Raw genomic sequence first — 11,676 nt, 5'->3', positions numbered from 1 at the left:
GACGTGATCGTCGGCGACCATGTCCGGATGTGTGGTGTCGATGTGCCAAAGTGTAGCTTGCTCGGACTGAAAGAGCGGGAGCGGATCGAGGTGTTCGGCCTAGAGATGTTCGGGCGTCAGTCCCATATCTGGTGTGTGGGAACAGGAGAGATAATTTCTTCCTGGTCTGGAGAATTCTGAAGGGGAGCGATCGCGAACGAACAGCTATGGTCGACTACATCGTGGAAATCAAAGACTCGGTCTTTCGCGAGACACCACTCGCGGAGGCAAATTTCGATGAGGATGATCGACTCGCCTTCGGCTCGAAAGCGGACGCAGAGGAGTGGGTGACTGAACAGAACCGAGAACACACGAGCAGGGGGCAACTCACGCTACACACCGCGCATCCGGCCGACACGTCGGATGTCGACGCCTACGTCGTCTTCCAGCCGGTGAACGGCGTCTGGGTTCCAGATTCGTAGGCACACAGCCACCCAACCGTCCACCACAATTACTACGGGTTCAACCCGTAGATACCATACGAGCGATGGTTGATCCCGACCCGACACTCACGGAGGCAGCAGTCCGGGATCTGGCACGTCCCCAGTCATACGACCGGGGAGAGAACTACTACGACGGGGGTGCCGTCGTCAAGCTCGTCCGGCGCGGTGAGACGATCCGAGCGGCGGTTGAAGGTAGCCAGTACGAGCCCTACCAGGTGCGGATCGAGCTCGACGAAACCGGGGTCGTCGACACGGCATGTTCCTGTCCGTATGATCACGGTGGGATTTGCAAGCACCGTGTCGGTGTCCTCCTGACATACGTCCGTGATCCCGACAGGATCAACCAGCGACCGCCAGTCTCCGAACTAGTCGCCGACGCGGACCCCGAGGACCTCCGTGACGTTCTCGTCGACCTCGTCGAGAGTCTCCCGGAGCTGGCAGAGCAGGTTGAGTCCCAGCTCAAACCGCTGGACGCAGTAGAGGAGGGCAACGACGCTCGCGACCGCACGCCCGACATCAACCGGGAGTCGATCCGCCAACAGGTGCAGTACATTCTCCGTCCCACCGAGGGACGGAGCGCCCACGCGTACGACCCGTATGACGCAGTCGAAACTGACGTCGGGAAGTTGCGAAACCTCCTCGACCAGGCACGGACAGCCCTCGAGGCCGGCGACGGCGAGACGGCACTAGATATCCTCGAACCGCTGGCCGACGAACTCATGGGCGAGGAGTGGCTCGCTCTCTCGTACGACGATTCGAACGCGATCTTCGAGTTTTTCGATGAGGTCGACCGAGTGCTGGCCGAGGCGCTACTCACGGCCGACCTCTCAGAAGGTGACCGGGCAGACTGGGAGGATCGCCTCTGGGCGTGGGAACAGGAGATGGGGAGCTATACCCACCAGCCACCGTACAGCGTCGCACTTGAAGCGGCACAGCGGGGGTGGGATTTCGAGCCGGTCCAGCGAGCGATGGACGGTGATATTACTCATGCCGACCTCTGGGAGGGCGACCCGCCCTGGTACGCCGAGGACTTCGTCAGGGCCCGCGTCAACGTCCTCGAACGCCAGGGCCGCATCGATGAATACCTGAACCTGGCGGAGGCTGCGGACCTGATCGACGACTACGTCACCATGCTCGTCGAGGAGGGACGGATCGACGAGGCAATCGAGTACGGTCGACGCAACCTGTACACCCCGGACGAAGCACTCACGCTGGCCAAAGGCCTTCGAGAACACGACCGGCCGGAGGCCACTCTGGAGATCGCCCAGCACGGATTGACTCTCGGCGACAGCAGCGGGCAAGCGGAGTTGGCCGAGTGGCTCCGCGATCGGGCCAACAGCATGGGTGAATCCGAGATTGCGCTGGAGGCAGCTATCGCCGCGTTCGACGCCTCGCCGACGCTTGCGGCCTATCAGGCTACAGAGGAGACCGCTGGCGAGGAGTGGCCGACCGTACGCGAGGAGCTACTGGAGTCGCTTACAGACAGGAACACGAGACAGCGGACTGCACGACAGCACGTCGAGATTTTTCTGTACGCGGAGCGATACGACGAGGCCATCGCCATCGCGGACCGGCTTTCGGATTACAAGGTCGTGGAACCGGTCGTCGAGACCGTTTGGGAGGAGCACCCCCAGTGGACGATCGACGCCTGCAAGGAGCAGGCCGAGCCGATCATCGAAGAAGGACAGTCTCAGCGGTATCGCCATGCTGTGGACTGGCTGGAGTATGCGGGAAAGGCAGCCCAGGCGTCGGGGAACTTCGACGAGTGGCGTGCCTACGTGAAGGACTTACGAGACGAGCACTATCAGAAGTACAAGTTGCGACCGATGCTGGAGGATCTGTTGGGGGAGTTCTCGTGCTGAAAGAACGACCAGAGAGCGACTGGACAGTCTCCTTTTGACTCCCGGGGGCACCTCGTGCGATAGGCTTCTTTGTCTTCGTGGATACACTTGACCCGATGCAAACCGAGACGTGGATCGAGCGGACGATCATCGACCAACTCACCACCCACGATAGACGCTACAAACACGATTACGGTGGCGTCGAAAAAACGACCGACGACCTCGTCGCAGCCTGTACGGAACTCGATCTCATCACGTCAGGAGACGAACCAGGACTCCCATCGATCGAGCAGTTTTTCGCAGCGGACGCGGATCTCGAACCAGGGGTCGAGAAGACACTCGAATCACTCGAGGAACGGGGCCTGATCGAGCGTGTCGGGGAGCGCGAGCGGCTTGGCCCACCGCTCGAACCGGGCGACTACGGGACGACAGTTGTCTGGGAGCCGACAGTCGAGGGACGGGCCGAAGCGAGCGCAATTCGCAAGGCATACTCTTCCGAGGTAGATGAACTCAAGGAGTCGCACGAGAGGCAGTCGGACGAGTTCAAGGAACAAATCGTGACGCTCGCCAGAACGTACGGCGTTCTCCCGAACTACTTCGGCTAAGAACGGGTTCGGGGCTCAGACCCCAACTTTCTCCAGCTCGTCGAGAAACGCCGGACGATTTGAATACTTCTCTCGAAGGAACGAAACTAGATTTTCGAACCGTCGGTCACGTCCCAGCGTCTGTATCGTCTGGAGGTGTTCGGCCACCTGTGTATAATACTCAGCTTTGAACGTTGTCGTGTTGACACTATTGGGCCCGAAATCGGAGGAAAAGACGTTCTACGAGGAGTTTACGGTATCGGCCGAACTGGAGAGTGATTCACAGAGGATAATGAAGGCAGCGTTCAGGGCGTTTGAACCTCTAGTGGAAAGTGGAGCGTCTGCGGCTGAACTCCCTTTTCCATGCTCACACCGTCTCAGCCGCCATTTTCGGTCGATTAAGTGTTAGATACTCAACGTTCAAAGCTGAGTATAATACTTGCGACGACTCGCGTCGGCAGCAGCCTTCTTGATCTTGCGACGATACGCATCGAAGTACGCAGCGGGATCGTGGTTTCCGAGTTGGTGGATGTAGGCTTCGAACAGATCGAGATCGCGGGCGTTCGTGACCGTCTCGAACGCGTCATCGATCCGGTTTTCTCGCAAGTAGATTTTGATTATCGTGTCGGCGTCCCACCGACTATCCAGTCGGTCGACGATCGTGTCGACGACGTACTCCCACTCATCGTCGGGCGTTGCTGTCTTCAACTGCTCGTAGTACGGCCAGTCCGTCCGTTCGACGAACAACCCGACCATCGTGTCCCGGAAGGCGTCGGCGTCCGTCTCCTCGTACTGATCGACAAGGAACTCACGGAGCCCGATTGTATCTGACCCAGAGAACGCCTCGGTCCCGTACTCCGCGACGGTAATTGCGGCCTCATGTTCACATTCCTCCGCGAGAAGTCGGGCGTATCGAAGACAGAGGTGTCGAGACGCAGGATAGTGTCGGTTGAGGATGGCTCCGAGTTCCGTCTGCTCGTTGATGCGGTCGAGCAGTTCGACGTAGCCGCGCATCCAGGCGGTTTCGGTGAATCCGTCGAGTAACTCCTCTTCGTTGGCGGGGGTAGTGAGATCACCACGTCGCCACGTATCCGTGTTTTCGTCGTACTGGCCACTGTAGAGTCGATCGGGATCGAGCCGCTCGTCGATTCGATCCCGCAGCAGGGACTGCCAGTAGCGATAGTCGTCTTCGGTCGTGCACAACTCCCAGAGCGCCTCTCTGAAGTGCTGTGGGAAGCCACCTTCCTCGTGTTCGTCGAGCCACTGGTCGAAACAGTACTCGATGTACTCGCGTTTCTCCTCGTGCGGGAGAGCCGCCTCGCTGATAGCGGTAGCGTAGCTCGCGATGGCGTCCTGAAAGGTTTCGTCGTGTTCAAACCCACCCCAATGAGGATCGAACTCGTGGAGGTGATCGCGCATCGCTTCGAACATCGCACGATAGATGGTCGTAGCGTCGCGGTATCGCCCCTTCTCAATGTACGACTCTGCTCGATCTTCGTAGGTGGTGAAGTTCGGTGTAGACTGGTACCCGTACTTGGATTCGATTTCGTCCCTCAGTTCGTAAACGTCGAGATCTGACGTGTCCAGAAAGGAATGAAACCGCCGTTCGAGATCCGGATCGGCTGCCAACTCCCGGGCGAGAAACGCTCGGAGCACCTCCGGCGGCGTTTTTTCGAGTTTCTCCTCGATGTCGCTTATATCTTCATATCGCTGAACGTCCAGTCGCCACCCAGTCGCCGGTGGAACCCCTCGGCTTCGATCGTTTCTCGCAGCCGCGACCTGACCGCCTCGTCGAACTCGAAGTGGTAGTCAACTTCCTCGCGAAGGTCCCAGTAGCGCGGGATTTGTGGTGGCGAGTTGTCGTCAACTGTCCCGAGGACTGACGCCAGCGTATAGCGATCCTCGTAATCGATTCGCTCGTCGGTCAGCAATGCTTCGAGCAGGTCGGCCGCGGCGTGCTGGTCGGCGTAGAACGTGTGCGAGAGGGCGCCGTGGACCCAGAACAGTTCCTCGGTGACGATGTCTCGGAGGTGGTCTACAGCCGAGTGATCGGGGTGGCCGATTCCCCACCCGTAGGTGAGTGATTCCTCCCCGCTGACGTCTCCCATCGACTCCCAAAACGAGCCGAGATACACCAACGATTCGGCGGGGATTGCGGCAACGCCATCCTCCAATCGCGTCCGGATGACGTGCCGTCCGACCGCGTTCTCGATGACTGGGCTCACGAGGGGCTCCTCGACGGTGTTTTCACGTGGATAGGCGTCGATGAGATCCACGAGAAAGTCCCACCCCTCGCGGGTGGCGTTCTCGTCGAGAGCCGCTGCAACTGGTTCGTAAAACGCCCAGAGAATCCCGCGATACGTGTCGTAGTCTTCTCTGTCGTGGTACTCCCGAAGCTCTCGCTCGTACCGGCCGATCAACCCGAACGCAGCGTCGACACCTCCCTGGGCAGCCTCCTCGAGCGTGGTTTTCAGCGCGTCGCTCGCGGCTTCGAGTCCCCGCTTCCTGCGCTCGGAACTCCGTTGCTGCATGTTGGCGCTGAGCGTGTCCGAAATCGAATCGAGGAACGCGTCGAACGACGACGAGGGGTCCGGATCGTCTGGCTCATCGGCCGGACAATCGTGCAGACGAAGACGGCTTAACGTGTTGAACGTCTCGCCACAGGCGTCGCATTCGTGTGGCATCGTTTGTGTTCGTCTGGACGTGCGAGGGGGAGACGTATTTGTGTTCGGGGATCTCCCCCCACGGAATTCGAGAGCGTGGCTTGGTGGTCAGTCGAGATAGTTCGTTCCTGGGTTGAGGGTACCGGGTTGCTCATCCACGGGATAAGCGACGGTTCGCGCGCCACACTCCTCACACCGATAGCGCTTGGGCTGTCTGGTCTGTTCGGTGTGTTGTCCGTATCCCGTGCTGAAACAGCCGTTGGGACAGGCGTGGACGATTTGCGGTTCCTGCCAGGGGATACTCCCGACGTGACACCGCGCCGATTCGAGCTTGGTGGGGTCGTCGTCGACGTCACAGCTGAGGAGTGTCGCCTCACACCCCGGGCAGACGTACAGCCAGGGATTCTTGATCCGCTTGGTGCGCCGCTGGTACGGCCAGGCCGTACAGCCGTTCGGACAGGCCAGCAGATAGCGGGCAGTGCTTCTGTCGTCGTCCGTCTCATCCCGGTCCTCGGGTGTCCGCCACGGGATGCTCGCCACGTAACAGATCCCGGGGTCGGGATCGGCTGGCCGCTCGCCGACGTCGTAGCTGACCGGGCGCGTTTCACACTCGTCGCAGGTGTACTGCCAGGGCTGTTTGATCCGCTTGGAGCGCTGGACGTATCCGCGCTCGAAACACCCGTTGGGGCACGCGAGCACGTAGTCCGCGTCGACGGTGTCGTCGCCCTCGTAGCGAGCGACCGGATCCGCGCCGGCCCGGCGTGCCGCGGTCTTCCACGCGTCACCGTGGGGCTGGGCGTCCGGACCGACCGTCTCGAGCACGTACGCGTGTGCGGCCTCGTGACGGACGGTATCGCGCCACCGGTCGTCGCGACCATCCTGGAACAGCCGGCGGGCGATTCGGATCTCGTATTCGACTGTGGTCTCGGCGTCGCGGTCAGCAGCGGAGAGTCGACGGCACTCGCCGAGTTTGCGGCGAAAGGAATCAGTGACGTCGACTCGGACCGCGGCGGGATCCAGCGTGTCGAACCCCGCTCGATCAATCGTGGTCTCGATTTCCTCACGAACGCGCGTTTCGTCCCCCGTCATGCGTCGTTCGCAGGGCCGTATTCGTCTGCAGCCCGTTCCAGATCGAACCGGTAGGAGTCGTCGAAGTGTTTCAGACGGTCGGGGTCGATCGACTGACCGATGATGGCGAGCAGTCGCTCGTGTAGGTCGTCGGAAATCTCCACCTGATAGTCGAGTTCCGTGTCTGGCTCCCAGTACTGTGGAAAGTCCGGGAAGTCCTGTTCGAACGGCGCGTGCAGACAGCTGACGAACAGGAGATCTTCGACGATGTCAGGCGAATTGAGAAGCCGTTCGAGAAGGTCGATTCCGGCCTCGGGGTCGGCGAACGTGGCGTGTTCGAGTATTCCCATCGCCCACGATTCGTCGCCGCTCTCAGCACGTTCGAGGGCCCTATTGAGGACAGCAATCTCCGGGTGACCGACTGCCCACCCGAACGCGGCGGTCGATTCCCAGGCCCACTCGCCGTCGTCCTCGACGGTGACAGCGGCGAGGTACTCGAGAGCCCACGGCGGAATCGAATCGACGCCCTCGCTGATTCGCGTGCGGATCACACAGCGAGCGACAACGTTGACGAGTATCGACGAACAGTGGTGATCGCCGACCCCGGGCGGGTACCCATCGATACACTCTTCGAGAAACGCCCAATCGATCCCGTCGGCGGTCGCGGCGGTATCGACGAAGTCGATTACATCTTCGAGATACTGACCTCTGATCTCCTGCAACCGACTCCAGCCACCGCGATCGAGTGCAGTCTCGATCGACTGGTTCCACGCGGCAAGCAGACTGTAGACGTCACTCTGTTCGCTGGACGTCGCGTCCTCGAGTGCGCTCGCCAATGGAGCGATGTCGCGTGGCATAGCTTACTGTTCGTCCAAGTCGGGGTACTGGGACGGAGCCGCGCCCTGTTCGTCGACGACGTTCGGGTCGCCATCCAGCGATCCCTCCCGCGTGTCTTGAAGTTCGATGTAGTGTTCCCAGTTGTCGCCCATATCGAACGTATAGGAGAGCGCGCCCAGCGTATCCGGATCGAGTTCGTCGATCGTTGTCTCGGCGGCGTTGCCCTCTGGCGGCGGATTTGACTGGAGGTCGCGAAACCGCTCTTTGGCCGCTTCGGTGGCGTCGTCGGGTACAGCCTGCTCAATGAAGCGGTCGATTTCCGCGTCGTCCATCGGTCGCCAACTCGGACCGCCCTCGTAGAGCTGTGGGTGGACATAGCACCGGAGCGCGATGCCGCTCTCGTTGCGCGTGATGAACTCGTAGGCGTGGCTGTCCCAGCGTTCGAACGCCTCGAAAATCGCCTCGTGAAACTCTGCTAGCGTGTGCGAACCGCCGATCTCGATATCGCGCCAGACTTCATCATCGGGCTCGAATCCCAGCGGTGGGTTCGGGTGGAGCCAGACACGAAACACGCAGATCATCACAGTAGCCGTTCGAAGGCCGGGGACGTAGGTGTTTTCCACCACCATCGCTATCGTCACTTCTCGCTCGGTCGACATGGACGTTGGAGATATTCGTCCGCAAAACTGTAATCTGTCCCGACAATCACGTCTACAGCAAGACCTGCGATCATATGACCGAACCATCCACAACCGAGGGAGACCCAGTCGTCGTGCTTGAGGCGTTGCCTGATGGCAGCCTAACTATGAACCAAGTTGAGACACTCGAAGATGGAGACGCGATCAATCTGGTCGGCCCGCTCGTCATCGACACGCACACCGACCGAGTCACACATCTCAATATCGTTATCCGTGACACGCACTATTATGTGGGGTGGAATCCGACAAACGAGCAGTGGGAGCAGATTCTCGTCGTTGTCGAGACGGAGCAAGAGGATGACGAGTCCGTCCTTGAGTCAGCAATCAGTGTGGTCGATGAGGAGACAGAGGAGTTAGTGCTTGGGTTCGACCCGGACTCGAATCCCGACACTGAAGAAATGGTGGAGTTCGTCTGGGAGTACGTCGAATATACGTATCCGGAGACCGAGCGACTGTACAACGTTATGGACGACGCGATAGATGAGTTGTCGGCGAATGGTGGGTGATCAGATTCGGAGTCGGTAGCCGAAGACATCCAGCCGACGCCACCACTGTTCATGGACAGGGAGAGAGTACGCCGACCCACAGATTGAATCCGATCGGCCGCGTTTTCATAACTGAATGCGGATCGAGTTCGACGAGGGGACGCTCCTGCTCCGCGATGCTCCCGACAACGTACTCTACGCGGAGTGGGATGACCGCGTCGACGAGTACCGTGCCCAAGCCTATCGATATCGATCCCTGCTCGAATGGGCTGGGTCGTGGACGGAAGGCAACAAACAGGCAACACTTCAGGATGGCTCCGTCCAATCGGTCGAAGACGCCGCGCGGGCATACCCCGATCTCGAGCTCACGCCAGCGCTCCACATCGAACCGCGTGACTACCAGCAAGCGGCGCTCGACGCCTGGATCGACCACGATCGACGAGGGAGTGTCGTGCTCCCCACGGGCAGCGGGAAGACGTTCCTTGGTCTCCAGGCTATTGCCGACGCCGGCGTCAGTGCGCTGGTCGTGACACCGACGATCGATCTGATGAACCAGTGGCACGCCACGCTCACCAACGCCTTCGGCGACCAACTTACGGAGCCAGTCGGCGTCCTCGGCGGGGGGAGTCACAACGTCACCGCGATCACGGTCACCACCTACGACAGCGCCTACCGTTACGTCAACGAGTACGGCGACCGCTTCGGTTTACTCGTTGTCGACGAGGAACATCACCTGCCTGCCCCGACCTACCAGCAGATCCCCGAGATGACGATCGCACCGTATCGCCTCGGCCTCACGGCGACCTACGAACGCCCCGACGGGAAACACGAGCTGCTAGAGGACCTCCTCGGCCCAGTCGTCTACCGAGAGAACGTCGACGAACTCGCTGGTGAGTACCTCAGCGAGTACGAGACGATTCACATGTCGGTCGATCTCACGCCCGACGAACGCGAAACGTACGACGAAGAGTACCAGATCTATCGTGATTACGTCGACAGCCACGAGTTCGACCTCTGGAAAGACAACGGCTACGCAGAATTCCTCAAACGAACCTCCTACGACCCGCAGGGTCGGCGGGCGCTCATCGCCAAGCAACGCTCCGAGCGGATCGCTCGCACGGCCACAAAGAAGCTGGACACCCTCGACAATCTCATCAAGCGCCATCACGACGACCGCGCGATCATCTTCACCGCTAACAACGACTTCGCCTACGACATCTCTCAGGAGTTCATCGTCCCCTGTATCACCCACCAGACGAAAACCGACGAACGAACCGAGATTCTGGAACGATTCCGGACTGGGGAGCACTCGATGTTGGTAACCTCGCAGGTCCTCGACGAGGGCATCGACGTCCCGGCGGCGAACGTCGGTATCATCCTCTCGGGGAGCGCCTCGAAACGCCAGTACGCGCAGCGACTCGGACGAATATTGCGGCCCACTGATGATCGTCAGCCGGCACGGCTCTACGAGATTATCACCGACGACTCAATAGAGACGTACGTCTCCCAGCGCCGCCGTGAAGGGGTGAACGCGTAGTGCTAACGGCCAACCTCGCTCGATCGCGCACGGCCGATAAGGAAATCAGGCCGTTGTTCATCGATCCGACTGATGGGCACTATCGGAAGACGGCACGGGAGCTCATCCAGCTGTTCGAGACCCACCTCAATGAGCCGAAAGGCGACCTCGAGGACGCAATTGACGAGCTGACTGTCGCGGATACCGACTACAAGATCGTCCAGGGGCTCGCGAAGCTCCTGAAAGACGAGTCCGAGTTCGAGGTCGTCGCCTCGGCTGACCCCCGCGAGATCCGCCAGCGGCTGTTCGAGAAAGCCAATAAACAGTATCCGATCGTGCGTCAGCCAACGCTCGGCGAGGACACACAGAAACTAGAGGTGTACAGTTCGGTGGCCGACGAGTTGGGCATCTCACTCGAGGAGTGCTATCGCGGGATGTACGCCGATCTGGAGGACAACAAGCGGCTCGTTCGAATCGGAACGCGAACCGCCGACCAGTACGCGACTGATGGCGACTCGTCGACGTCGACGACCGCGTTGACCGGAAGCAGTGACGAGGAATACGAACACACGGATCTCACCGTGGACTGGTTGTTGACGCGGTACAATCTCGCGCTCGCTCAGGCAGTACTTTATGACGCAACCGAGATGCGGATTCGCGTCTGGGATCACTTCGGGGCTGTCTTCAGTTACGTGAAGCTGTTCGGCCTGATGCACCGGATTTATCCGATCGACGTCAACGGCAAACGTGTCGCGAGCACGGATCAGGCCGCTGGCTACGAAGCCGTGCTGGATGGGCCGGCATCACTCTTCTCGAAATCACAAAAGTACGGGATTCGCATGGCGAACTTCCTGCCAGCGTTGCCGCTCTGTAACCGCTGGGAGATGACCGCCGAGATTCTCGTCGACGAAACGACCGGCGAGACGCAAGCGTTCACACTCGACCACACTGAGAACCTCGATTCGCACTACAGTGCCGGAGATCAGTTCGATAGCGACGTCGAACGAATGCTCGCGCAGAAATGGGAGCGCTCGAATACGGAATGGGAGCTCGTCCGTGAGGATGACATCTTCGACCTCGGTGCCGAAGTGATGATCCCCGACTTTGCGATTGAACACTCCGACGGTCGACGGGCGATTCTCGAGATCGTCGGGTTCTGGACGCCCGAGTATCTGGAGTCAAAGCTCGCGAAGATTCGTCAGGTGGAGGCCGACAATTTCGTGTTGGCCGTGTCAGAGCGCCTGGATTGTGCGAGTGAAGAGTTCGGACGGACAGCCGATCGAATCCTCTGGTTCAAAACCGGGATTCACGTCTATGATTTGGTCGAGCTGGCAGATACCGTTGCTGTCCCATCCGAGACACTGTCTGGTTCTGAATAGGATACTTCGGTGACTGGGCGACCGATGCCTTCCACCGTGTCGCTGTCTTTAGTTGCGAACTCACTCGTAACGAGGGGTGTTCACTGGAAATGTGGTGTGTTATCGCTCTCGCTCTTATGTAGA

Annotated in this window: 12 protein-coding genes; 7 read left to right on the top strand and 5 right to left on the bottom strand. The window is 59.9% G+C overall.

Annotated features, from left to right (window positions below):
• The 4 genes from Z052_RS20765 to Z052_RS16870 form a co-directional block, all read left to right on the top strand.
• Positions 1–180, top strand: a 180-nt coding sequence (locus Z052_RS20765) for a hypothetical protein (RefSeq protein WP_206746950.1), incomplete at its 5' end; no start/stop codon positions are given.
• Between the two features lie 26 nt (positions 181–206).
• Positions 207–461, top strand: a complete 255-nt coding sequence (locus tag Z052_RS16880) for a hypothetical protein (protein WP_094519467.1) — start codon at positions 207–209, stop codon at positions 459–461.
• A 65-nt stretch (positions 462–526) separates the two neighbouring features.
• Entirely contained in the window at positions 527–2,344 is a 1,818-nt protein-coding gene (locus Z052_RS16875; protein WP_094519468.1) for an SWIM zinc finger domain-containing protein, read from the top strand.
• Between the two features lie 95 nt (positions 2,345–2,439).
• On the top strand, positions 2,440–2,928 hold the full coding sequence (locus Z052_RS16870; protein WP_094519469.1) for a hypothetical protein: 489 nt from the start codon (positions 2,440–2,442) through the stop codon (positions 2,926–2,928).
• A 399-nt stretch (positions 2,929–3,327) separates the two neighbouring features.
• On the opposite strand, the gene Z052_RS16865 is transcribed toward Z052_RS16870, so the two are convergent.
• The 5 genes from Z052_RS16865 to Z052_RS16845 all read right to left on the bottom strand — a co-directional run bounded on the left by Z052_RS16865 (position 3,328) and on the right by Z052_RS16845 (position 8,059).
• Positions 3,328–4,338 carry a hypothetical protein gene (locus tag Z052_RS16865; protein WP_158228717.1) on the bottom strand — a complete coding sequence of 337 codons (1,011 nt, stop codon included), beginning with the start codon at positions 4,336–4,338 and terminating at the stop codon, positions 3,328–3,330.
• Positions 4,339–4,601: 263 nt separating this feature from the next.
• Positions 4,602–5,438, bottom strand: coding sequence for a hypothetical protein (locus Z052_RS16860; RefSeq protein ID WP_241897983.1), 837 nt, complete (start codon positions 5,436–5,438; stop codon positions 4,602–4,604).
• 240 nt (positions 5,439–5,678) lie between these two features.
• Positions 5,679–6,659, bottom strand: a complete 981-nt coding sequence (locus tag Z052_RS16855; RefSeq protein ID WP_094520525.1) for a SprT-like domain-containing protein — start codon at positions 6,657–6,659, stop codon at positions 5,679–5,681.
• On the bottom strand, positions 6,656–7,474 hold the full coding sequence (locus Z052_RS16850; protein WP_199058313.1) for a hypothetical protein: 819 nt from the start codon (positions 7,472–7,474) through the stop codon (positions 6,656–6,658). Before Z052_RS16850 ends, Z052_RS16855 begins: the two co-directional genes overlap by 4 nt.
• A gap of 24 nt (positions 7,475–7,498) precedes the next feature.
• On the bottom strand, positions 7,499–8,059 hold the full coding sequence (locus Z052_RS16845; protein WP_094520528.1) for a hypothetical protein: 561 nt from the start codon (positions 8,057–8,059) through the stop codon (positions 7,499–7,501).
• A 149-nt stretch (positions 8,060–8,208) separates the two neighbouring features.
• On the opposite strand from Z052_RS16845, the gene Z052_RS16840 reads away from it, so the two are divergent.
• The 3 genes from Z052_RS16840 to Z052_RS16830 all read left to right on the top strand — a co-directional run bounded on the left by Z052_RS16840 (position 8,209) and on the right by Z052_RS16830 (position 11,553).
• Positions 8,209–8,679, top strand: coding sequence for a hypothetical protein (locus Z052_RS16840; RefSeq protein ID WP_144050063.1), 471 nt, complete (start codon positions 8,209–8,211; stop codon positions 8,677–8,679).
• A 115-nt stretch (positions 8,680–8,794) separates the two neighbouring features.
• Positions 8,795–10,195, top strand: a complete 1,401-nt coding sequence (locus Z052_RS16835) for a DEAD/DEAH box helicase (protein WP_094520522.1) — start codon at positions 8,795–8,797, stop codon at positions 10,193–10,195.
• Positions 10,195–11,553 carry a DUF790 family protein gene (locus tag Z052_RS16830; RefSeq protein WP_094520521.1) on the top strand — a complete coding sequence of 453 codons (1,359 nt, stop codon included), beginning with the start codon at positions 10,195–10,197 and terminating at the stop codon, positions 11,551–11,553. Before Z052_RS16835 ends, Z052_RS16830 begins: the two co-directional genes overlap by 1 nt.
• Positions 11,554–11,676: the final 123 nt, after the last annotated feature.

This window comes from Halorubrum sp. C191 (genome assembly GCF_002727095.1).
GTDB classification, from domain to species: Archaea; Halobacteriota; Halobacteria; order Halobacteriales; family Haloferacaceae; genus Halorubrum; species Halorubrum ezzemoulense.
Note: the sequence above shows the minus strand (reverse complement) of the source record. Positions and strands in the feature narration are given on the sequence as shown.

Coding starts and splice junctions, on each gene's coding strand:
- Z052_RS16835 (WP_094520522.1), top strand. CDS start 8,795: ATGCGGATCGAGTTCGACGAGGGGACGCTCCTGCTCCGCGATGCTCCC.
- Z052_RS16880 (WP_094519467.1), top strand. CDS start 207: ATGGTCGACTACATCGTGGAAATCAAAGACTCGGTCTTTCGCGAGACA.
- Z052_RS16860 (WP_241897983.1), bottom strand. CDS start 5,438: ATGCAGCAACGGAGTTCCGAGCGCAGGAAGCGGGGACTCGAAGCCGCG.
- Z052_RS16865 (WP_158228717.1), bottom strand. CDS start 4,338: ATGTTCGAAGCGATGCGCGATCACCTCCACGAGTTCGATCCTCATTGG.
- Z052_RS16855 (WP_094520525.1), bottom strand. CDS start 6,659: ATGACGGGGGACGAAACGCGCGTTCGTGAGGAAATCGAGACCACGATT.
- Z052_RS16840 (WP_144050063.1), top strand. CDS start 8,209: ATGACCGAACCATCCACAACCGAGGGAGACCCAGTCGTCGTGCTTGAG.
- Z052_RS16870 (WP_094519469.1), top strand. CDS start 2,440: ATGCAAACCGAGACGTGGATCGAGCGGACGATCATCGACCAACTCACC.
- Z052_RS16875 (WP_094519468.1), top strand. CDS start 527: ATGGTTGATCCCGACCCGACACTCACGGAGGCAGCAGTCCGGGATCTG.